19 protein-coding genes are annotated in these 24768 nt (G+C 28.8%); 9 read left to right on the top strand and 10 right to left on the bottom strand.

The genetic code is table 11. The annotated features are described in order from the left end of the window. The first annotated feature begins 474 nt into the window (after positions 1 to 474). Positions 475 to 1872 carry a hypothetical protein gene (locus ABM4_RS05545; RefSeq protein WP_016358700.1) on the top strand — a complete coding sequence of 466 codons (1398 nt, stop codon included), beginning with the start codon at positions 475 to 477 and terminating at the stop codon, positions 1870 to 1872. Positions 1873 to 1988: 116 nt separating this feature from the next. Here ABM4_RS05545 and ABM4_RS05540 read toward each other — a convergent pair whose 3' ends face one another. Together ABM4_RS05540 and ABM4_RS05535 are read right to left on the bottom strand one after the other, a co-directional pair. After that, complete coding sequence (locus ABM4_RS05540; RefSeq protein ID WP_016358699.1) at positions 1989 to 2444, bottom strand: MarR family winged helix-turn-helix transcriptional regulator; 456 nt, start codon at positions 2442 to 2444, stop codon at positions 1989 to 1991. A 68-nt stretch (positions 2445 to 2512) separates the two neighbouring features. After that, positions 2513 to 3661 carry an MFS transporter gene (locus tag ABM4_RS05535; protein ID WP_016358698.1) on the bottom strand — a complete coding sequence of 383 codons (1149 nt, stop codon included), beginning with the start codon at positions 3659 to 3661 and terminating at the stop codon, positions 2513 to 2515. A gap of 733 nt (positions 3662 to 4394) precedes the next feature. On the opposite strand from ABM4_RS05535, the gene ABM4_RS05530 reads away from it, so the two are divergent. Both ABM4_RS05530 and ABM4_RS05525 read left to right on the top strand, forming a co-directional pair. After that, on the top strand, positions 4395 to 5228 hold the full coding sequence (locus ABM4_RS05530) for an aldo/keto reductase (protein ID WP_016358697.1): 834 nt from the start codon (positions 4395 to 4397) through the stop codon (positions 5226 to 5228). Positions 5229 to 5610: 382 nt separating this feature from the next. Next, positions 5611 to 6126, top strand: coding sequence for a nitroreductase family protein (locus tag ABM4_RS05525; protein WP_052312825.1), 516 nt, complete (start codon positions 5611 to 5613; stop codon positions 6124 to 6126). 324 nt (positions 6127 to 6450) lie between these two features. Here ABM4_RS05525 and serS read toward each other — a convergent pair whose 3' ends face one another. From serS to ABM4_RS08775, 4 genes are all read right to left on the bottom strand, one after another. After that, entirely contained in the window at positions 6451 to 7728 is a 1278-nt protein-coding gene (gene serS / locus ABM4_RS05520) for a serine--tRNA ligase (protein ID WP_016358695.1), read from the bottom strand. 260 nt (positions 7729 to 7988) lie between these two features. Continuing rightward, complete coding sequence (gene mcrC / locus ABM4_RS05515; protein ID WP_016358694.1) at positions 7989 to 9011, bottom strand: 5-methylcytosine-specific restriction endonuclease system specificity protein McrC; 1023 nt, start codon at positions 9009 to 9011, stop codon at positions 7989 to 7991. 193 nt (positions 9012 to 9204) lie between these two features. Then, entirely contained in the window at positions 9205 to 10302 is a 1098-nt protein-coding gene (locus tag ABM4_RS08780; protein ID WP_016358693.1) for an AAA family ATPase, read from the bottom strand. Between the two features lie 57 nt (positions 10303 to 10359). After that, on the bottom strand, positions 10360 to 11196 hold the full coding sequence (locus ABM4_RS08775) for a hypothetical protein (protein WP_016358692.1): 837 nt from the start codon (positions 11194 to 11196) through the stop codon (positions 10360 to 10362). 532 nt (positions 11197 to 11728) lie between these two features. Between ABM4_RS08775 and ABM4_RS05505 the strand changes: the two genes are divergently transcribed. The 4 genes from ABM4_RS05505 to ABM4_RS05490 all read left to right on the top strand — a co-directional run bounded on the left by ABM4_RS05505 (position 11729) and on the right by ABM4_RS05490 (position 16547). Continuing rightward, positions 11729 to 14692, top strand: a complete 2964-nt coding sequence (locus tag ABM4_RS05505; protein ID WP_016358691.1) for an FmdE family protein — start codon at positions 11729 to 11731, stop codon at positions 14690 to 14692. A gap of 113 nt (positions 14693 to 14805) precedes the next feature. Next, positions 14806 to 15261 carry a hypothetical protein gene (locus tag ABM4_RS05500; protein WP_016358690.1) on the top strand — a complete coding sequence of 152 codons (456 nt, stop codon included), beginning with the start codon at positions 14806 to 14808 and terminating at the stop codon, positions 15259 to 15261. A 9-nt stretch (positions 15262 to 15270) separates the two neighbouring features. Beyond that, positions 15271 to 15894 (top strand): energy-coupling factor ABC transporter permease, encoded by a 624-nt coding sequence (locus ABM4_RS05495; RefSeq protein WP_016358689.1) that lies wholly within the window; start codon positions 15271 to 15273, stop codon positions 15892 to 15894. 155 nt (positions 15895 to 16049) lie between these two features. Then, complete coding sequence (locus ABM4_RS05490) at positions 16050 to 16547, top strand: hypothetical protein (protein ID WP_016358688.1); 498 nt, start codon at positions 16050 to 16052, stop codon at positions 16545 to 16547. Between the two features lie 358 nt (positions 16548 to 16905). On the opposite strand, the gene ABM4_RS05485 is transcribed toward ABM4_RS05490, so the two are convergent. From ABM4_RS05485 to ABM4_RS08770, 4 genes are all read right to left on the bottom strand, one after another. Continuing rightward, positions 16906 to 18711: a YhgE/Pip domain-containing protein gene (locus ABM4_RS05485; RefSeq protein ID WP_016358686.1), complete on the bottom strand. Its 1806-nt coding sequence runs from the start codon at positions 18709 to 18711 to the stop codon at positions 16906 to 16908. Positions 18712 to 18832: 121 nt separating this feature from the next. Then, the gene (locus tag ABM4_RS05480) at positions 18833 to 19426 is read right to left on the bottom strand and encodes a TetR/AcrR family transcriptional regulator (RefSeq protein WP_048200876.1); all 594 of its coding nucleotides are present in this window, start codon (positions 19424 to 19426) and stop codon (positions 18833 to 18835) included. 398 nt (positions 19427 to 19824) lie between these two features. Continuing rightward, entirely contained in the window at positions 19825 to 20085 is a 261-nt protein-coding gene (locus ABM4_RS05475; protein ID WP_016358684.1) for a hypothetical protein, read from the bottom strand. 699 nt (positions 20086 to 20784) lie between these two features. After that, positions 20785 to 21633, bottom strand: coding sequence for a zinc ribbon domain-containing protein (locus ABM4_RS08770; RefSeq protein WP_016358683.1), 849 nt, complete (start codon positions 21631 to 21633; stop codon positions 20785 to 20787). 423 nt (positions 21634 to 22056) lie between these two features. Between ABM4_RS08770 and ABM4_RS05465 the strand changes: the two genes are divergently transcribed. Further along, positions 22057 to 22746 carry a zinc ribbon domain-containing protein gene (locus ABM4_RS05465; protein ID WP_016358682.1) on the top strand — a complete coding sequence of 230 codons (690 nt, stop codon included), beginning with the start codon at positions 22057 to 22059 and terminating at the stop codon, positions 22744 to 22746. A 568-nt stretch (positions 22747 to 23314) separates the two neighbouring features. Continuing rightward, positions 23315 to 24520 carry a hypothetical protein gene (locus ABM4_RS05460; protein ID WP_198008267.1) on the top strand — a complete coding sequence of 402 codons (1206 nt, stop codon included), beginning with the start codon at positions 23315 to 23317 and terminating at the stop codon, positions 24518 to 24520. Positions 24521 to 24768: the final 248 nt, after the last annotated feature.

Genomic DNA, 24768 nt, shown 5'->3' with positions numbered 1-24768 from the left:
TTTATGGAAATTCTAGATGATTATTACTATAAAATAGTTTAAAAGTAGAATTTAGTTTTTTTAGGGGGATATAGATTTATTAAGGTTATAAAATGATTTAAATATAAAAATTAGTTATTTTTATTGGGACTGTAAAAAATTCAACTGATGATAAACCACTTATTTTTTCTAATTCTAACTAAAAAACAATTTACAGTTGAAATACAACTTCAAAAGTTATAAAATAACATAAAACTAAAAAATAATAAGTTACATTAAAATAAAAGAACAATGAACCAAAATAACAACAGAAAATCATAACACCAAAATAAACAAAACAAAACTCTAATTTAATAAAAACAAACAAAACAAGTCCTAAAAATAAAATACTTAATTAATATAAAGTAATATACAAAATAATAAAATAATAAGCGCTATTTCAACTGAAAAATAGCATAAAAAGAGTTAAATAATAATGTGGGCATATATATTAATATGAAGCAAAATACACCCACAATTAATAATTTAAATGAAGAAATATTTATTTTTTTCGATTCAAAAACACAAAAAAATCACATAAAAATCACAAATGATCTAGACCCTGAAATAGCAATTATCTTCTTAAAACTAACTGAACCCACTAACAAAGCAATAATAGTCAAGAAAAAAGAATATTGCAGTAAATGCGGAGCACCACTAAACAAAAACGGACTAACCAAAATAAAATACAAGAAAAAACACGAAATATATCTACAAAAATACGTTTGCAGCTCGAAAAAATGCAAACACTACGAAACAACAGATATAACAAAATTTAAAGACAAATACTGCAATTATTCAAAGAAAACAAAAGAAAAAGCAATAATATTCAAAACACAAACCTATATACCATATAACAAAGTTGCAAACATCATAAACAAAACAGAAAACCTAAATATAAGCCATCAAACAATCTACAACACATTTAAACAAAAAATCGATGACTGGATACTAAAACACGAAAAACACATTAAAAAACAAATCAAAGAACATGAAATCGAATACAGTGGAATAATCCACTACGACGAACAATATTTGAACATATCAAGACAAACATACCTCAGATTAAGCATAATAGACGCAATAAGCAAAATAACAATTAACACAAAAATAATACACAAAAACAAATTCAACCAAAAAACGTTCGAAAACTTCATCAAAGAATCCACAAAAGAATTTAAACTAAAAGTACTAATAACAGACGGACACCCAATCTATAAAAAATTCTGCAAAGAAAACAACATAATACACCAACAATGTGTATTCCATTTAATACATGAAATACGAAAACCCGCATACAAACAAATAAACAAACTAAAAAGACAAAACAAAACAAACAAAAATAAAATAGAAAAAATAACAACTAAAATCGAAAAATTACAAAGTAAAATCCAAATCAAAAGAGGCAGAATCAAAAAAACAGACAAAAAAAGAATAAAAATAAATGAACAAATAAAAAGCCTAAAAATACAATTAAACATTCTAAAATTTAAAATAAGAGAAAACAAACACAAAATCAAAAAACTAGAAAAATACATGGACAAAATATCATTAATATTCAAATCCAAAAAAATAAAAACAGCAACAAAAAGAATAAACAAATTAAAAGAAGAAATAGACCAAATACCCGAAATAATAGCCAAAAAAATACCAAAAATCACCAAAAACATAGAAAACTACTTAAATCATATGAAAAACAAAAACATACCAAAAACAAACAACACAATAGAACTATTATTCAGAACAACACTACCAAGAAGCAGAAAAAACATATTCCGAACAGTAAACGGAGTAAAAAACGAATTCCAAACCAAAGAAATCATAAGAAACTACAAAACAATAAAACAAATTTAAAAAAAAATTCAAGCCATCAGTTGAATTTTTTACAACCTCTTTTTATTTTAATATAAAATTATTAAAGCTATAATATGATTGAAAAAAGTAGTGTTATTAGTTTAATAATAATTATATTATATTTTATCAGCTTCTACAACCACATCGAACAATAACTTTTTCAATATCATCACCTCTGTATCAGATAGGGAACTTGTTACCATATCTTCCCATTGATCTACTTTCTTGATGATTTCATTTGTTTTTTTCATACCCTTATCGGTTAAGTTAACAATCTTTTCCCTGTGGTTATCGGGATTCTCTTCTCTTGTAATCCAACCACAGTCTTCAAAGTTTTTAAGTAATCTTGCAGTATAACCCTTGCTGACATTAAACAGTTTTGTTAAATCCTTCTGGGTGGTATTGTTTGAAAATCTTATTCTAAGTAGAAAGGGAAGATATGAAAGGGGAATCTCATCTTCACCACTATTTTTGTTCATAAATTCTTTATAACTTCCAACTAACTCCTCTACATAATGATAGATTCTAATGTTTTTAGAATTCTCTTCTTTAAATTGGCTTGGTAACATCATATTATCCCTTTTTTCCTGGTTTTGAAATATTATATAAAAGATTTAATTAATTTATATTATATTTTTTTCTAATCGATGTTGTATTTTCGGGTTCTTGTAAATAATAGTATTAAATCGAAGACTAGGACTAAAATCGCAAATAACATTACATAACGGACTCCAATACCTGCTACAACAAATCCTGCTATTGTTGTTCCAATTGTGACTCCAACATTTCCCATACTTAAGAATATTCCATTTGCAAATTCAGGTGCCTGTGGTGCAGCTGAGACCATCAGATATTGTGAAATATCATTGATTATTCCTGCAAACAATCCCCAGAAGATTATAAATATTACTGTTGGAATCGTTTGGCTGCTTACTGTAAATATTCCAAATAATATGATTGAGACTACTATTGGTGATGCTAAGATTATTTTCCTACTGTCCCTATCAAGTAATTTAGCCCCTAACCAATTACCTATAATTGATGCAACACCATATAGGAGTAATACAATACTTAGCTTAGTTCCTACAATATGGGTCAATACATTTAAGAACTCTGAGATGTATGAGTATCCTGTATACATTCCTGCATTTAAAAATATTACACCTAATACTGATATTAAAAATACTCCTGTTTTGGCAGCGGATATTTGGGATAGGTATGAATCCTCCTTTCCAGGTATTTTAGGGAAGAATAGTATTGTAAGTATTAATACTATAAAGTTGATTGTTGTAAACCATAACATCGCATACTGGTAACCGAGGTGACTTGCTAAAAATGTGGTAATCGGAACACCAACGATCATTCCGGCACTTACCCCCATAATAACCTTACTTACCGCATCTTGGGCTTTGTCAGGTTCCACTATTTCTGCAGCTACTGTCATACTTAAACTACAGTATATTGGGTGAAACATTGCAGGTATTATACGGCAGATCAATGCTATGTTAAAATCCTTTACAAATGCACCTATTGCTGTAAACACTGTAAACACTGTAAGAACCAGTATGAATGTTTTCTTTCTTTCGTATTTACTGAAAATCACATGCATAAATATTGCAAATATGGCTATTGTTAAGGCAAACATGCTTACAAATAGACCTGCCTGTGTTATACTCACATTAAAATATTCTGCAATCTGTGGGAGTATTCCCACCACTCCCATTTCGGTACTTAATATTCCAAAAGTACCTAAAACCATAATATATATAATCAAATTATTTTTATCCATATTTTCAACTTTTTTTAATGATTGTTAATCTAATGAAAATTTTTAAGAAACTATTAAAATTTACATAAGTAACTGTTTATAAAGTAAACTTATCTTTTATTTTTTGTTTTATACTATTTAAAGTTAATGAAAATTCTAAAATTCATTGTTAAATTCTATTAAAAGAAGGTTATCTATATTATATAATTATGGTTATAGCTTCATTTTATTGTTTAATTATTATAATGGCTATTTTATATTATTTAATTATAATTAGAACTTAAAATTATTATCTAATTGTAAATATCATTGATTTATGTTATTTAACCATGTTTGCAGTTTATTTTTGTTTTTTAATTATTATTATTGTTTATTTTTATCATTAAAAATGTTTATTATGGATCTTTTATATGATTTAATTATATTTGTAGTTTAATTTTACTATTCAATTTAATATTATATTATTTTTATTTATAAATAGTTCATATATAATAAAATTTTCAAACAAACCACTAATAATCTTTTTATGTTTATTCTGATCATTTCTGATTTATAATAGATATTTAATATAAAAATATTAAGTATCCTACTTGGATTTTATTATAGTATTTATATGAAAAAATTTTTAAATGGGAAGAATCATGTTTTTTTACTTAGATAACTGTTTACATAGTAAACTTTATATACTACTATTTTCATATAAGAAAGTAGAAAAACGAAAATGTTTTTAATTTCAAAAATTCGGGATGATAAAATGGAATATGTAAAATTATCAAATGATGTAGAAGTACCACAATTAGGATTTGGAGTTTTCCAGGTAGCTCCTGATGTAACTAAAGATATAGTAGCAAAAGCAATTGAAGTAGGATACAGACACTTCGATACTGCACAGGCATACTTTAATGAGGAGGCTGTAGGTCAGGCGATTAAAGAATCAGGAATTCCAAGAGAGGAGTTTTTCATAACCACTAAAATTTGGAATTCAGATCATGGTTATGAAGAGGCTAAAAAAGCGTGTGAGGAATCACTTAGAAAATTACAAACTGATTACATTGATCTATACCTTATTCACCAAAATATCGGTGATGTATTTGCAACATGGAGAGCATTTGAAGAATTATACAAAGAGGGTAAAGTAAAAGCTATTGGGGTAAGTAACTTTACAAAAGATAGATTTGTAAACCTTGCATTACATAGTGAAATTACACCTAGGGTAAATCAGATTGAAGTAAATCCCTTCTATCAACAGGAGGGTGTTGAAGATTTCTTTGAAAAATATGGTGCTAAAGTTGAGGCTTGGGGTCCACTTGCAGAAGGAAGGGATGGTATTTTCCAAAACGAAACCTTGAAGGCCATTGGAGATCAATATGGTAAGTCCGTTGCACAGGTTATCCTAAGATGGTTGATTCAAAGGGGAATCATTGTTTTTCCTAAATCCTCTGCAGAGGGAAGAATGAAGGAGAACATTGATTTATTTGATTTTGAATTGTCTGATGAGGATATGGAAAAAATTAAAACATTGGACAAGAATGAACCTATTGCAGATATTGCCACTCCCCAATTTGTTGAAATGATTTCAAATTATTGATTTTAGAAAAACTATTATTTAAACATCTTTAAATTATTAATTTTTTTTATTTTCACGTTTTAGATTATTTCAAATTAAAAATTCACGATTATCTTATAATAAGATAATAATTTCCAACCTTTGTATTAAATTAATTGAATTAAGTTCATTTAGTTTAATACAAAATAATACCCTATTTAATTCTAATTCTAAAATCATTTCTTTTATCTTAATTGTTAAATATACTTGTTCTTATTTTTTAGTTTAATTCAACATTTAATGTTTTATTAGTTTAATTTTTAACCGATTAAAATTTGATTTCTAAGATATTATGAAAAATAATTTTTGAATATATTTATATATTTGAATATATAAATAAAAATTTAAATTAATAATGGTGGTTATAATGGATTTTGAAGATGTAATAAAAACAAGACGTAGTGTACGTGTATATGATGATTGGGAAGTTGAGGATGAGAAGATTGAAAAGATTATACGTGCAGGAATGCAGGCTCCTGGAAGTAGATTGAATGCGGAACCATGGGAGTTTGTTGTAATCAAAGATAGGGATACATTAGAAAGAATTGGGGAAATTAAGCCTAGGGTAAAAAATGCGCCTGTTGCAATTGTAGTTCTTGCAAATATTGAAAGGGCATTTTATAAAACTGTATGGCAACAGGATTGTGGTGCCGCTGCAGAGAATATGTTACTTGAAGCGGTAAATCTCGGATTAGGTGCACTTTGGAATGGAATTGCTACCTTTGAGGATATCGAGGCATCTATTGCTGAAATTGTAGGTGTGGATAATGAGACTATCAAACCATACTGTATAATTACTGTCGGATATCCTGGAAAAGGTCAAGAAAACAAGTTTATGGATAAGTTTGATGAATCCAGAATCCATTATGAAAAATATTAATTTTGCTTAATTTTATTCTTTTTTTAACAATTTTTGATTATAATCAGATTCTTAAATTAAAAATTAGATTCTATTTTACTTTTTAATCACTGGGTTTGTAGAAAAGTAGACTTTAGTTGAAGTTAGGAAATGGTCTTTAATTTAATTAAATAATATGATAGTTTTGAAAAATAGGCTTTAATTAATAGAAAATGGTCTTAAATTCAATATGATAATTTTAAAAAATAGACTTTAATCAACTAGTTGAGAAATAATTTTTAAATAAGGAATAGATTTCAGTTTATAATATTAATTTTAAAAAAATAGAAAAAAATAAAGCTAGAATTAGTTTTTAGCTTCCATTACTGTTTTTCCACCCATATAAGGTACTAATACCTCAGGGATTTTAACATTACCATTCTCGTCCTGGTAATTTTCCAATATACAGCACATTGTTCTTTCAGTCGCAATGGCAGTACTGTTTAATGTATGTAATACCTGTGCATCACCGGAACCTGCCCTACCGACACGTGTTTTAGTTTTCCTTGCCTGGTAATCCTTACAGTTAGTACAGGATACAAGTTCCCTATAGGTTTCAGATCCAGGGAACCATGCTTCAAGATCGTATTTGATTGATGCATTGTCATTTAATGCAGAGGATACAATTGCTACAATGTGGTATGGAAGTTTTAAATCCTTATAGATTTCCTCTGTTGTTTCAAGTAATTCCTTGTGTATTCTTTTGGAATCCTCAGGACTACAATAGATGTATTGTTCAATTTTTTCAAATTGATGTACTCTAAAGATACCTAAAGTATCTTTTCCATGTGATCCTGCCTCTTTTCTAAAACAGGTTGATAAAGCGCAATATTTCATAGGTAAGTCGTCCGGTGAGATGATTTCATTCCTGTGTAATGCCGCAAGTGTTTGTTCTGCAGTGGCAATTAGGTATAAATCCTCATTTTCTAGTTTGTATAATGTCTCTTCAAATTCACCTAATTCTGAAGTTTCTGCTGCAACTTCACTCTTTACAAAGAAAGGTGTTTGAAGTGCAATATAACCTTTGGATTCTAATTTGTCTAAGGCAAATTGAATCAATGCTAGGTTAAGATGTAGGATATCCCTTTTTAGGTAGTAAAATCTTGCACCTGATACCTCTGCCGCGGTTTCTAAATCTGCACCGTCAATCTTGTTTATTAAATCCACATGGTTTAATGGTTTGAAGTCAAATTCTGGAATATCCCCAACGGTTCTTATAATCTCGTTATCGTCCTCGGTATCGGAAATAGGTACATCCTCATCAATAATGTTTCCCACTTTGTATCTGTAATCCTCACGTAACTGTTTGTATTCCTCATTTTTTGCCGTAATTTCCTTAATTTCAGCTGCCACAGCTTTTGATTCTGAAATTACTTCATCGATTGTTCCATCTTTTTTTGCTTGTTTGAAGGATTTAGATAATTTATTCTTCTTTTGACGTAATTCATTTAATTTGGTTTCACCTTCTCTCCATAAATTATCATACTTTATTACGTTTTCTACATTAGTAGTGTCTCTAAATCTTTTCTTTTCAGATTCAATAATTAAATCCGGATTTTCTCTAAACAATTTTATATCTAACAATATAATTTCTCCTAAATATGTGTTTATAATTTAATTACTTATGATAAGCTTTAAAATAAAATTTTGTAATATATTATAATATATTTATTATATCTTTTTTATTTATTAATTATTTTCTTTACTTTGAATTATTTCAATTTTTTAAAAAAAAAGTTTTTCAATATTACAAAAAATAAAATAGGGGGGTTTAAGATAGTTTATATTTAAAAATTTAAAAATTGATTTTTAAATATAATGACTATTTTTTAATCAATCTTTGTTTAAAAATACTCTTCAACAATTGAATCCAACTGTTTTTTAATCATATCAAAGTCTTGATTGAGATCTAAAGTTTTAGCACTAATCCTGTTTCCGCTCATTCTATATGTGAAATCGGGCTGTTTTTCTTCGTCTGTTTTGGCATATAGTAAAATTCCGGAAACCTCATGTTTCTGATTTGACAATTCCGCCTCTTTATTCTTCACATATGTAAAGATCTGATATAGATTTCCGGAATGAACAGTTTTTGTATTGTAGTGTTCCTGCATGGAATGTGTGTAATACTTGGCATCTATAATCACGGTTTTATAATCCTTCGTCAAGGTAATGTCTGTCTGCATAATTGGTAAGTTGGTGTCTATCTCATCATCTAATTGCCATTTGATCTGGGAAGATTCCGCTTTTATATTTCTATATTCCTTTTTATAATATTCGAGTATGAATTTTTCATATAGTCTCGGCATATTGCTTTCATGGAAATCGATAAGTTTTGTTTTACCCTCTGATTGGTTTTGAAGTAATCCCTTGCTTGTAAGATAGCAGATTCCTATAATCATTCTATAGGTTTGATTATTCTTGTTATATTGGATGTTCCAGTTAACAGTGTTTAAATCAATTAAACTCACATCTTTAAAATACAAATACAATCTTTTAAGATTCTTTTTCCTGTTTTTTGAGAGTTTGGCCCTTTTTAAAAGTAGGTACATTGTTGATTTTATAATCTGGTTCTTATAGGAGTCAACCGTAAAATTGTCATAGGAACATACAACCCTCTTATTTCTTAAGCTAGCGATTGATTGGGTAAGTTCTATCTTGCCTTTTATGGTGGGCAGTTCATCAGTATTTTCGATATAGTCCTTTTCAAGTCCCCTTTTTATCTGTCTGCTTATACTGATAATAAGAATTTCTGCAAACAATTCATTTATGTTGCCGAATTCTTCTGTACCTAAGTTTTCATATGATTTTTCACTCAATACTTGGAATGCATAGCTTAACATATAATAGATGTTTTTAATCGGGATCATTTAATCACATCTTCAAAGATTATATAAGTGCATTTCTTAATCTGTTGCTCCATGTTTCTACCTTGTTTGCCTCATCAAACCAGTATTCTTTAAGCAGCGGAATTATCTCAAAATTAATTATAAAATCTAGTTTCTTGTCTATCGTCTTCCCATCTAAACTACAGAAATAACTATGTCCAATCTGGAAACCTTCTCAAAGAACCTCATCGTTTTTAATTTCATCATTTAATTCTTTAACAAGGTTGATAACGTTATCGAATTTAGGATTATTTAAGGACTTTTGGTATTCAATGAAGTTTTCAGAGTCGAATGCCGGTTTTAATGTGTAAAATGCAAATCTTCTTCTAAGTGCATAGTCAATCATTGCAAGACTTCTGTCGGCGGTATTCATTAAGCCGATGATATACAGATTCTTAGGGATGCTGAATAATTCTCCATTGTATAATAAACGTACTTTGTTTCCACGTTTATCCTTTTCAATAAGCATGAAAAGCTCACCAAAGATTTTACTGAGATTTCCTCTGTTTATCTCATCAATAATGAAGAAGTAGTCATTCTCCTCATCCGCTTCCGCCTTTTTACAGAAGTTGTAGAAAACCCCATTTTCAAGGCTAAAACCGTTCTGCGTTGGTCTGTATCCCATGATGAAATCCTCATAGGAATAGCTTTGGTGGAATTGTATAAGCTCTACCCTTTCCTTATCCTTAACACCGATAATGGAATATGCTAATCTCTTGGAGGTGAATGTTTTTCCAACTCCCGGTGCACCTTCAATGATCACATTCATCTTATACCTGATAAGATTAACTAAATTATCATACATCTCCTCACTTATAAATGATTCCTCAAGGAAGTTTTCTTTAGTATATATTGGAAGTTTCTCATTGGAAGGTTTCTCTGGTTCAATATCATCTTCAAATAAGTTTTTTATATTATTTAGCATATCCTCATAATCTGTTATCCGTGTTAATGTTTTAGTAGGTAGATAGAGGTTAGTTTTTGTATTTATCTCCTCTTTCCATTCGATTTCAATAAGATTTGGAAATTGTTCATCGATATTAGTATCAAAAAAATATTTTCCTTTAACCATTCCATATGCGATTATTTCATGTAATCCCTTCTTTGCAAATACAACATCTCCAATTTTAATTTTATTTGCAAATTCCCATAAAGCAAGTGTATCATTAAAAAATTTTCTTTTACTATTATTTATTTCCTGTAATTTTGATTCTATCTCTTTTTTTGATGTATATTCTTTTAAATTTCCTACGGCTTCCCATCCTATACCCATTAGGTTTTTATCACGGAATTTTTCCCATGCAAACGCACCTTGACCTGGAGAGTATAATCAATAATTTCCATCATTATTTATATTGGAATCTCCTATTCCATCTCCAATTTTCTTTTTTTCTTTATACTCTTTTTCTAATTCATCATCTTTTACAGACTCAATATATGAAATATAGATAAGCTCTGGGAAATTTTTAAATTCATAATCATTATTTTTAATTATTTCTTTAAAATCGTTACAAATCTTTAAATATTCCTCTCCTTTTGGTGGTGTATTTGATTTGTCAGATGGTTTAATTCTATTTATAATTTCATCATTTACAAAATTAGGATTGGTTAAATACCATCTAGTACGTGAATTAAGACTGATATATTCATAAGGTCTAATCCAGAATAAACCCATTGTAATGTTCCATTTAATATTCACTTGATTTAAAACATTATTATAAGTTTTTACAAATTCATTATATAATTGTGGACTTTTATTCTCAGAATATTTTAATGCAATTTCAAATAAGTCCCACAAATTATCAATATCTTTATCCCCTCTATATCCTTTAAAGTAGTAAAATGTACTGTTTACAGGGTTTAGTTCAGGAACACCTTTAAAGTCAGTAGGTAAATCTGCTTCTAATGAAAATGACTTTTTAATTTCCTTTAAAATTTTATTCTTATTCTCGGTTTTTATGTTTTTATTAAAAAGTCCAAAAATTGTAAATGGTCCAATATCTGTAATATCATTGTTTGTTTCAAGTAGGGGTAACTTTAAATCAATATTATCAAATATTGTAATAATCTTGTTAATTAATTCTGTTCTATTATTTTTATACTCAAGTAATCTATCTGCAAACTCCATGTAGAAGTTTATCCATGTGAATTTTTTTTCTTCTTCCATATTAAACCCATTTTAATTTTTATCTGTTATTTTATCTTATTTTTTTAATTTAAAAAATATTTTTTGATTTTCAATTTAAATTTAGATAAAATTATTGGAGTAAATTCTAACCTTTTTATAGAGCCATGGATTTTCCTAAATTGTATTAAATAGTAAGTAATATTTTTTTAATTTAAATTTATATTGCTTAAAAAATTTTTAGATTTTTTATAAATCTTAATATTATGTACAATAAATTAAAATTTTTTTTCATTGTTTCTTATATTATAAATTAATTATATTACTTAAAAAATTATAACTATTGTTTATTTCTTTTAAAACATATTATTATTGTTATATTTTACAATTACTCCATATTTATTACTTTTTATGCTGTTTTAAGCTTATTTGTAATAAATAGTTTTATATATTAAAATAAAAGTATATAACATTGTAATAATTTAATAAAAATGTCAAACTAAGTATTACTAATTACTCTTTTTGATGTTAAATGTTATTACATTTTTTTTAAATAAAGCGAAATGTTGGTTTGATGAATAATAAAAAATTTTTAATTATATCTTTATTATTAATTTTTCTAACAATTGGTGGTATATCAGCAACAGATAACCTTAGTGATGTTCAATCCGTTGATAATCATGTAGGTGTTGCTAATAGTGGAGTTGATAACAGTTCAAATATTTTAGCAGATACTAATGAAGATTCTTCTAAATCAATTAATGTAACTGTTAATTATCAATATAAGAGTGATAATGGTAATATAACTCCTTCAATCAATGTAAGTGAAAATGATAATAAAAAGGTAAATATTATTTCTAAAAACTATTCTAAGAATTCAAATTCATATATGGTTAAAATAAATGGCACTGAAGTTTTAAAGAATTTAAATGTCTCAGTTTCAGCTCCAGGTTATATCAGTCAATGGAAATTAGTAACCCTTGATGAGACCAATAATTTAGCTAATGTGGTATTTGATTTGAAAGCTACCAAAAGTTATCAATTAGGAAGAGATGTTACTTATCAAGCAGATAAATTGCTTAACTTTAAAAATGCTGATAAAGTATTGGCTATTACAACTGCTGGTGTTCCAAAATTAGATGGTAAAACTAGTGAAAATGCAATAGATGGAATACTTAATTATGCTAAAAATTATATCTCTTATGGTAGAGGAAATATCTTAATGTTACGTCAAACAGCAACTGATCCAATTGATTTCTGTTTTGTTGTTAAAAAAGGTAAAACTTTAAAAGCAGCAATTTTCTTAAATGGAAGTACTAAATGTTCATATTTAGGTACTATCTCTGAATATATGAATAGGACCCAATGGAATAAATTAGTTAAAACAGTTGGTGGAGAAAATGCATTCTCATTTGCAAGCTTAGCAAATGGTTGGTATGATGGAGTTACTTTTGATGTTTTACAAGAAGCAGCTTTCCATGGACATATCTGTGAAGGTACTTTAGGCGGTTATACTATAACTAAAGCATTACTTCAATATTATCCTCCAATTCAAGAAACTGGAGTAGGTAATCAGTCTCCAGGAGACATCACTTCTTATAAAATATTAGGTGTTCCTGGTGATTCTGCAAACGATGCTGTTCTATTCTTCTTAGATGCAACTTCTGGAAAACGTTCCTATATTGGTTTTAACACCACTTCTACTGGTGCAAAATCAAACATGATTGCTTTTATCAGATGGAATGATAAAACCAACAATGGAACTATCGTTGTAATGGAATATAATTCTAAAAAGAATAAAGCATTATTTGAGAAGGAAACTGGTATAAAAGGCAATGGTAGTTTAGAACAGTTAAAATATAATACTTGGTGGATTAATAGGATTTATAAAAATCCCGCAAGTTTGGTAAATGTATTAGTTGAAAAAGATAATCTAAGACCAGAACAATATTACTACTTAATCGGTACTGCTGACAATGTCACATTACCAAATGGTACCGTAATTGAGGCATGTAATTCTCATGGTTTAGATTATAACTATATTAAAGGTTTAAACTTACCTAATGCTACACGTGCAAATAATGTAGGTACCAAAGCTAATTTAACATATTCTGATTTTAAAAATATTGGTAAAGAGGCAGCTACTAAAGCTAAATCCATATTTGAAAAATCATTAAATGTAACAATCTATAAAGACATGCCTAATTTCTTAGTCTTAACCTCTGCAGGTTATGTTCTATTAAATGAACAATCAACTGAAGGTTGTTGGGATGGTCTTTTTGATGTATTAGGATCTAGATTATCTAGAACTACATTATTACCAGTACATAAAGCTACTTGGACTCCATTATGGTTTAATTTTGTTTTAAAACAAAATGATGGCTCTCTTATGAGTCTTTACATGAGATATAACCCTGATGGATCCTGGTATATTGGTGAATATAATGGTAGTCAAGTAAATAACATTAATATGAGTACTTTAAATAATTCCGCATTATCTGCTGCAATAAGCAAAAATGCATATCCTGATGGTAATTATTTCAGTATTCAAAGTTTAACAAATGCTTGGTCTGGAGAGCCTTATTTTGATCAGGTCATGTCATTCTTATTCCATAATCATGCATGTCCAGGTGTTCAACCAGGTTTCTTCATTACTGATTATATTCAAAAGAATTTCAATAAGACTTCCACTCAATCTTATACATATATTGCTAATGAACAGTATTGTAAGGATGACAGTTTAGAATACATATTAGATGTATCCCCTGGTCTTGGAAACTATCTTGTACAGAAATTAACTACCAATGAGTATAAAGGTGTAGACGATCTTGATGAGGAAGGTATATTAATTATCTGGGATTCAAAAAATAATATTGGTCAAGCAGTATCTCTTAACTTTAAATGGCCTACTTATGACTTAAGTAATTATGCAACTTCAGAGGCTAAAAGAGCTGCTCAAATTCAAGCTTTCATTGATTTATACAAAGGTCAGGAAAATTCTATCGTAAAGACCAATCCTATCGTAAGTCATAGTGACTCAAGATGGATTACTCAAGATCAGTATAACATGTTAACTTCTGGTGGTAATGGAAGTAGTCTTGCTTATTTAAGGAATTTACCGGATTTAAGCAGGAATCAAGTATTGGCTATAGCAAATGCTAATAGGAATAATAATTCTGGAAACATGAATAATAATTCCGCTAATGCTAATCATAATTCCAATGCAAATTCTAGAGTAAATGGTGGTAGTGCATCCAATGGTGGTTCATCAAATACCGGCTCAGGAGTCGATACTTCTTCTGCATCATCCTCTGGTGATAGTTTCAGTGTAGGTTTAGAACCAGTTAGTGCTGCAAGTACTGGAAGTGATTCCAATTCAAAAGCTAGTCCTAAAGCTTATGAAATAAATAAAACCGGTGCTGCTATATCCAACAATGATCCAAACTATCCATTCTACTTAGCAGTAATATTGGTCATGTTATTAGCTGTATTTGCTGGTGTAATATACTCTAAATCTAGAAATAATAATGAAGAATAAATATTTTTGAGATTAATATCCTTATTAATCTCATTTTTTTTTATGAGGTGTTTATTATTACTAATTTGAAAAAGTTTCTTATTTTTTTATCAGTTTTTTGTTTAATTAGTTCTTTGAGTCTAGGTATAGTTTTTGCTCATCCTGGACATGGTCAAGAATATCCGGAAGAGGTTACAACACAGGATGTACAACAAAGTAGTTCTGGATCATCACATTCTAGTCAATCTAGTCAATCTGGCGGTTCTTCCTATTCAAGTGGTTCTGGTTCTTCTTCCAGTGGATCAAGTAGTTCATCAGGTGGCCATTCCGACTCTTCAGGTAGTAGTTCTCAAAATCAAGTATCCTCGGATACAAATGATAATGGAAATAGTGCCTCCTCTAATGATAATTCTAAAAAGTTGAATAAAACTAATAATACTAATGAAAGCAATAATTCTACTGTAAATTCAACAGATAAGAATCAGGATTCTAATTTATTCAATTTATCAAACATTGTAGTTTTGATAATAATCTTTGTAGTGGTATTTTTAATTGTAGTTTTATTATTTAAATATGGTATTTTTAAGTAGGGATAATAAATGCATTTAGCTGATGGTTTAATTCCATTTTCTCAAGCTATTATATATTGGGTAATAGCCTTAATTTTTATTTTTTTATTTGATTATATTTTATTTAAACGTAATAAAGTGAAAGAAAAGAAAATAGTTTTTATTGGAGTGTTAACAGCGGTTACTACAGTAGCTTCAGCTGTAACAGTTCCTACACCTTTCGGGATTTCAATACATTTTTTCATGTTTCCTTTAGATAGTCTATTATTGGGTCCGGTTACTGCGTCAATTATTTCTTTCATCGCTTTGTTGTTCCAATCTTTTTTAGGTATTGGTGGATTCACGACATTAGGGGTTAATTTTTTAATAATGGGTTTAACAATAAGTTTTGTTACTTATTATTCTTATAGAATCTTTAGCCTACTAAATGACAAATTTGGAATATTTGCAAGTACATTTATAAGCATAATCTGTGCAACAATCTTTCAGGTTTTTGTTTTAATAATTTCTGGATCCACTAATATTGAGATGTTAGTATCTACATTAGTGCCATTCTACTTGTTAGTTGCTATAATTGAAGGTATTTTAAATATATTTATTTTATATTTAATCAGAAAACTTATGCCGAATGTATTGGATTTTGGAAAGATTTAATAGAGAATATTAGAATTTGATGGTTTTAATTAAGGACTTATAATAAATGTTTTGGAATTTGGAAGGATTTAATAGAGAATTTATTTCAAATATTTCTGGATTCTGAAAAGATTTGATCTTTTTATATAAATTATAAAAATTATATATGTGATAAAATGGAGTTTAAGAAGGTATTTTTAGTTAGTTTAATTTTTTTAATATGTTTATGTGGATTAAGTTCCATCAGTGCTCATGGAGTGGATGTAACTGATGATACAATGATTATTGCAAATGAATCAAATTGTATTCTTGCAAAGGAAATTGTTGATGAGATGAATGTAAATGTTACAGTTTATAAATTCACATCCTCTGGTGAAGCGGAGCATATTATGGAGCATATGTTAAATAATTCAAATAAAAGGGTTATTGTTTTATCATATCAAGATACTGCTCATGATTTTTTAAATAAACATAGTGATTTGTCTAATAGGTTAATTATTGTAGATGATGTTAATAATCAAACTATTCATTCTTCTATTAATCAATTATTGTCTGTTAAAACTCAACCTGAAACCGTAAATTATATTTTACCATTAATTGGAGGTGTAATTATTGGTTTAATTATTGGTTTAGGTTTAGGTGTTTTAATAATGAAAAGAAAGTATAAAATTTAATTATTTAGTTTAAATAATTAGATTATTTTTTTTTGATTATTGTTTATTGGCTATTAAACATTGTTGAATTTTAATTAACCTTTTAATTTTTTATTTTTTCTTATTTCTAATTATTAAAATTTTAAATTTAGTTTGATTATTCTCTATTTTTTCAATTAGTTTTTTGATTTTATTTAATCCAGTTTGTACATATGAAATAATAATTAAAATATAGAAATATCCATTATAATTCTTTTTTGTAAAAATTTTCATAGTTCCTGCTGATTCTATAATCTTAAAAAAAGTAAATAAAAAAAGGATCTTAAATTAAGAATTTAATTTAAGATTGTATTAAATTTTAGTAGATAAAGAAATTCTTTTATCCGAATAGGTCCGTTTCATTAAGTTTACCATCAAACCAATGTGCACCTTTATCTGCAAATTGTTTTACTATGGCTGAGATAATTACAGTACCAATACCTAAACCCATCATATAAATTAATGCAGGGGTATAAGAGGTCCATAGCAATCCTAATGCTGACTCACGTAGAAGTGTAATTGAATGTGTCATTGGTAAGTATGGATATAATGTTTTAAAGAATTGACTCATAATTTCAATAGGATAGATTCCACCGGTTCCTGAGATTTGCAATACTAAAAGAATTACACTTAATGCTTTACCTACTTGTCCTAATGCTGAGATTAGGGAATAACAAATCAGCATAAATACCGCGGATATCAGGTATGCTGATAGTATGAATATTGGAACATTGCTTACCTCAATTCCAAGCATGAAACAGCCTATTATGGTAACGGTTGCCTGAAGAAGTGACATGATGATAAATATTAACAATTTACCAAAGTACATTTCTATTGGGGTGTATTTGGTTCCGGTTGCCTGTCCTGGTTTAAGCATTACAGCGGTAATTACAGCACCTACCCACATGGATAACACTATGTAAAATGGTGCAACCTCTGAACCATAATCATCAACAGGATATAATTCCTTTTTATCTAGTTTAACAGGGGAATAGAAGTAATCTCCTATTTGATCTTCATTGACACCGGTTACATCGGATAATGAACTTGATGCAGATGAAAGTGAACCTGCTGCAGTAAACAATGCACCTGATGCAGAGTTTGCAAGTAATTCGGAACCTGCAGCTAAACTAAGAGCCCCATTTGCTAGGGATACAGAACCTCCTGCAACTTGGGAAGCGCCGTTTGCTAATTCAACTGAACTACCTGCCAATTTGGAGGATCCCTGAGCTAGATTATTGGAGGCACCTGCTAATTCGGAACTGGAGTTTGCGAGTTTTACAGAGCCATCAACAACTCCTTTAACCTGATCAGGTAAACCTGTTGTATTGACACCGGATAACTGACGAGATCCCTCCTGGACTTTACTTGCACCTGATGATACCTGGCTTGCTCCACTTTGCACCTGTCCTGCTCCTGAAGATACCTTTCCGGCTCCGCTTTGTACTTGGCTTGCTCCTCTTTGTACCTGTCCTACACCAGATGAAACCTGTCCCGCTCCTGATGATACTTGGCTTGCACCTGAGGATAGTTGTCCCGCTCCGGAGGATAGTTGTCCTGCTCCTGAAGAAAGACTGGACTGTAAGTCTCCTAACTTACCATATGCCGCAACATTAATGAATTCCACAATCTCTCTGTTAACATCATTATACACAGCCTTTGCACCAGAATCACATAGTTTACTTGCTACCGGATTGGACTTTCTGTTTATGACATATTGTAGTTGTGCAGATTTTGGATTATCTGTTGTAATTGAAGCAATGGATTTACTGAAGTTATGGGGTATAACTATACCTGCATAGTAGGTTCCATTATGAACCCCCCGTCGAAGATCACTTTCACTTACAAAAACCCAATGGAAATCATTGTTCTTTCTTAAATCTTTAACAATGTCGTCACCTACATTTAGGCTTTCGCCATTGTATGTAGCACCATCATCAACGTTTGCAATTGCAAAGTCAATATCTTTGGTATTTTCATATGGGTTCCAACATGCTTCAATGTTTAAAACGGCATATAATGAAGGTAAAATAATTATTGCAATTAATGTAATTACCACAATAGGATTTTTAAAAGCTTCATGGGCATCTTTAGAAGTAATTTCCTTTACATTATGAAGATGTTTCATTATATGATTTTTTGACATCTTTCACCTCATTTTTAATAAAAATAATTATTTATAAATTAATAATTAGAATTTTATATTAAAAATTCATTTAAATAATTAGAAATAGTCTTCTAATTCCATTTAATATTTTAAATATATATTATTTAATTAAAATTCCATTATTTAAAACATCAAGGAAGTCGTCAATATATTTATTTATATCATATTGAGGAGTCTTGGCAAAAAATTTCCATAAAACAATAGTTTCAAAGAAAACACTATAAATATTAATTGCAAGAATATCCGGATTCACATCCCTGATATTTTTTTTAGATATTTGCATTTTAAAAAAGCTTTTAAGTTTGTTAATGATTGTATCGGCTATTTTTAAAATTATACTTTCCTCAAATGGTATTCCATCGATTTCCTCCAGTGCAACTTTAATTATTTTAAAGTCGTCATTTGGAAGGTTTATAATTTTAAGATAGGATTCTCTCAAATAGTCGTTTACTGAAATTGAATCATCAAACTCAAAAATTTTATTGATTTGTTTTATAAATTCTTCTACGAATACTTTCTTAGAAACCTCGATAAGATTATCTTTAGATTTAAATTTTCTAAAAAGAGTAACTTCACTTACTCCTGCTTCCTCAGCTATTTTTTTAGTGGTTGTTTTGGATATTCCATTTTCCTCTAAAACATGAAAAGAAGCATTGATAATCCTTTCCTCAGTACTCATATTTTTAACTTCCATAATGTAAGTAAGTACCTACTTACATATAAACTTATCTTAAGATTTATTAAGATTTTTAAAAATAATTTAATATTTTATAATAAAATTTAAAATATCCATGGATATTTGGACAAAATTAGTTTTTTGTTTCTTTTATAGTTTAAGTTAAATCGAGTTTCAATAATATTTCAAGAATAGTTTGATTTTAGAAAACTCGGATTTTATGTTATTGTTTTAGAATTGGTATCAATCTTAAAACTGGGATTTTTATTTTAATCTTTTAAAAAATCATGAAAATAAATTAAAATCTGTCAAAAATTAGATTGCTATAAATTATCCCTATGTTTATTTCAATTTTGGAAAAATTAAAATAAAAATAATTTATAATGTTATGTGGTTTTGTTGGATTTTAAATACTGTTAGAGCTTTTTTTTAGGTATGATTTTAATAAATGAATGGTTGTTCATAATCATTTCTACTTGAGTAAAGTTATCGATATCTTCATTGTTGTTTAATTCATACTGGTTTTTTATTTCTTCGTTGATAATGTCCCTTTTATTACTGGTTTCATCGGATTTCTTTCTAGTTTTTTGGTTGGGTATAGTTTCATTACCACAATTAAAAAGATATTCATCAGATTCTTCTAATGGTAAATCACTGACGGCATCAGAATTAATCATAATAATTCTCCTATTTTTTAAAATCTAAATTGTAGGTTAAAATATATCATCTTCCATATATAAATAACTTTTGATTTGATTTTTCTATTTTTATTTAGTGTTTGCTTCTTTTCTTGAAAAATGACTTGTTTTAAACTAGAAATATTCTTTTTATTTTTATACCTTATTTGATTTTGTTTAAAAATATGATTTTTTACATGATATTTCTATAAAAAAATGAGATATGTTCAACTTTAATGGATTGTTTTAAGTCTGTTCTGAACAGAATTATTGTGATTATGAATAAAAATCTTATAACTGTGTATTCTACTTAAATTTCCTTCTTTTGATTTTTTAAAAATTTTATAATAATGTTCTATAAAATGAATTTTGTATAATTTTTTTTTAAAATATTAAAATCTTAATAATTTATTATAAAAAAATTAAGTTTTGTAAAAGATAATTCAAAATAAAATTTAATCGAAAATTCATTAGTATGGCCTATCCATTTGTTGAATGTTTAATTAAATTAAGTAAACAATAGATATAATAATTAGTGGAAATAGTTGAAATTTGAAGAATAATTAAAATAAAAAAATTTAGGGGAATTAGTTCGAATTGAAGAATAGTTAAAATCAAATAAAGTTAGTGGAATTAGTTCGAATTGAAGAATAGTTAAAATTAAAAAAAGTTAGGATAAATGTAGATAAAGATTCTCATTTATCCATATGTATGACATACTTTACAGTAACCATCGCCATCTGTATCATGGGTACCTTGTGCAATACATTGGCTTCTACTTATGCCGTCAGTACCTGATCTGTCATAGTTAGTATAATGATGGCAGTTTGTACAATATCCGTCGTGGTTTGTATCATGTTTTCCTGATGCAATACATTCGGCCTCGGTCATTGCATGTGCAGAACCTGAGGAACTTGAAACTGATGAACTGTCACTACTACTGTCATCGGAACTGGATTTTTTAGTAGTGTTTTTTGATAATATTATTGAATCAAGATATTCCTGGGTATTGTGGTCCTTGTTGGCACCTGTAATTTGTACCCAATAATATTTGTCATTAATATATAACTCTTTGGCAACTGCACCATTTGCACTTATATTGCCTTCAAGTAAAGATGGATCTGCTCCTGCAGCATCAACTGTAATAACGGTTAAAGTAAATGAATCCCCGTTACCGTTGACTTGATAGGCTAAGTCAGTAGCTTGGCTGTCTCCAATATTGGTGGAAGAATTACCTATTAGTTTATAGTCATATCCGGTCATGTTTAGTTTTAAATCAGATATTTGTAGGATCTTATCCTCTTTATGGACTAATGATGAAATCGGATTATCGCCGTCATTATATACGGCATACACAACACCTAATATTATTAGGCAGATGATCACTGCTGCAAGTCCAACAATGATTATATTCTTTGTGTTATCCTTAGACTCTTTATTGTTTGCGGTATTTGGTGTAAACTCTGAGTTTAATTTATTACCACATTTGGAACAAAAGGTTGCATCATCGGATAGTTTTTGACCACATTTAGGACAATACTTACTCACTTTTTCACCTCCCTAAACAGTTACTTAATTAAATTTTATATAAAAAGATATATAAAGCTTTAAGATAATTTTTTAGTTTATAATCTTGTTTAGTTTTCATGCTTTATACTCTCATGATATCTTAGTTTTTTCTGAATAATGGAACATATAAATGATTATCAATTAAATCTCCATCATGATTAAAATAAAACTTTTTTAAGTTTATTGAATTTATTCTGTCTTTGTTTAAGTTCCACATGATCTTAAATTGTTATTAATCCAGGAAGCCCTGTTTATCTGGAAAAATATAAAGCATTAAATTCAGTTTATTGCATAAATTTTACAAAAATATAAAATATTATAAAAGCTATATAATATTATTAATATTATTTTAGGAATCAATTGATATTAAAAATCATAATCCTAAAACTAAGGAGGTGAATCATGGTTAGATATTGTCCAAATTGCGGTGCAAAAAACAAAGATAATTCTAAATATTGTGTCAAATGTGGAAAATTGATCAGTATGGACATCCATGATATAAATAAGAATAGCATCCCTTCCAATAAAAATAGAAAAGAGAATTTCAATGAAGAGAAACAGGATGAAAATGGTCTGAATAAAAACATTTTGATTATAGCTATTGTGATTATATTATGCACCGGAATCATTGCAGGGGCGGTTATCTTTTCAAGCAACAATTCCTCAAATCAGCAAAACGATACAAATCCAGATCAGAATCAGCAGAATACAGATACCAATGTAAATAACCCCTCATCAGGTAGTGGCAGTAGCAGTGCAACTGCTGTAAGCAATCTTAAAATCATAAGCGGTAGTGTATCTACTGGCAGCAGCGATTCGGATAAGTCCTATTGTCATGTCTATGTCGGATCCGACCATGCAGGGGACTCTGTAAGAATCAGCGCCCTATTTAGTCGTGACGGCAACAATCTTAATGAAGGTAGGATTGTAAGTACCAATGTTGATTCAGCTGGTTATGTTGATGTTAATAGTGCTGACGGATTTAAATATTATCCTGATCAGATTATACTGACCTTATATGACAGTGACGGTAATAGGCAAGATCAAAAAACAGTATATCTAAGTGCTACAAGCGGTACCCAGACATTCTAGAATTAAATTATTTGATGAACTGTAAATTCTTTAATCTATTCCATTTTCTTTTTTTAAGGTTTTGGTTCCTTTTAAGCTGTTCCATTTTCTTTTTTTAGGTCTTGTTTTAGCTTTTCTGATTTATCCTACTTTCATCTTTTTAAGTTTTGGCTTTTTTCAGTCTATTCTATCATCTTTTTTTAGGTCTTGTTTTGGCTTTTTTTTAAATGCCTTATTTCCACCTTCAATGGAATAATCTATAAAACCTATTTTTTAACTTTTCTTCTATATGGAATCTCTATTTTCATATTTGAAATTTAGGTGTACCTAAAAACAATAGTAAACCGTCCATACATCAAAAAACTGTATATTTTTTTTACATAAGCTTTATATTTTATTTAAGTATTTTTAAAAAAATCCAAAAAAATAACAAAGTTTATATTTTAGGTATGCCTAAATTTTAATTGGTTTCATATTGATTTCAAAAAAGGCCTATATCTGATCGGATTAGGCCATGATTAATTTAATATAAAACTATCTGATTCTTATTTTAATTAGAATAAGGATTGTAAATACAAATCAAATGGAGGTGAATTATATTAAGCAGGTAAAAGCTTTATTGATTCTAATTATATTGTTTTTAAGTATAGGCGCAATATCTGCTAGCGAGAATATTAGCGATGTAGATAATGATGCTATGGACGATTCACAAATAATTAATGAAGTTATCTCCAACTCATCTAATTATGTTGTTGGTGATGACGGCAATACTAAATCATTTAAAGATTTACAGGATTTTATAGATTCTAACACTAACGGAACAATTGATATTGACAGCGATTATAAATTTGATTCTAATATTGACTCAAAAGGCGGAATAAAAATTACTAAAGATCTAACTATCAATGGTAACAATCATGTGATTGATGCCGATGGTAAATCTTTTATATTTAACATCACTAACTCAGCAGTTACAATAAGCGATTTGACCTTTAAAAATGCCAATGCTAAAAACTCCAATATGGGCGGTGCAATTGATTCTACAGGTGACGAATTAATTGTAAATAACTGTAATTTCACGAACAATACAGGAACCCAGCATGGCGGGGCTATTAATTCAAGGTCAACAACCACTATTATTAACAACTCCAACTTTAATTCAAGCAGACTTAGAAATTCCGATTATATCTATGGAGCTGCGGTATACTCATCACATGATGTTAATGTATACAATTCCAATTTCACTGATAATTATATGGTTAGATACGATTCCTATGCAACCGGTGGTAGTGCAATATATTCACTGAAAAATGTTGAGGTTTACGGATCTAACTTTGAGAATAACAGCGGAACGCGATTCGTTGTAATGGGTAGAAATGTTAACGCAAGTGATTGCACTTTCTTAAACAACAGTAATTATGATCCATATGGAGCTGGAGTTTTAGGTGCTGGAATAAATATGAACGTTGATAATTGTACTTTTATATGTAATACCGCAGGCAAATATGGTGCCGCTGTATATGGAACTGATGTTGTTGTAAACAATTCTAAATTTATAAATAATACAGGTAATAAAAATTATCTAGGTTCAGGAATATACTCAAATGGAAATTTGAATGTTTCAAATTCCTTATTTGAAGGTAACACTGCAAATTTCCGTGGAGGTGCAATACTGGTTGATGGAATTGGAAACATTGACAATTGTACATTCATTAATAATACTGCATATAAATCTGGTGGAGCAATAAGTGGAACTACAATTAACGTTAATAACAGCAATTTTAAAGGAAACTAGGCATCAAAATATGGTGCCTCTATATTTGCGGTAAATGCCACTATAAACAACTCAAACTTTACAAACAACCATGACGGAAACAACTCTTCAATATTTACTATAACTAACTACACCATAAACAACTCCAATGATGACAACAGGGAAACATCCCTTAACTTAACCAAAATAGTCTATGGTACTTACAGGGGTTTAATTAACTTTAGTAATGGATATTATGGATATTGTATTGAACCATATGCTACCGAAGG

This window comes from Methanobrevibacter sp. AbM4, from assembly GCF_000404165.1.
GTDB classification, from domain to species: domain Archaea; phylum Methanobacteriota; class Methanobacteria; order Methanobacteriales; family Methanobacteriaceae; genus Methanarmilla; species Methanarmilla boviskoreani.
This window is presented reverse-complemented; position numbering and strand designations above follow the sequence as displayed.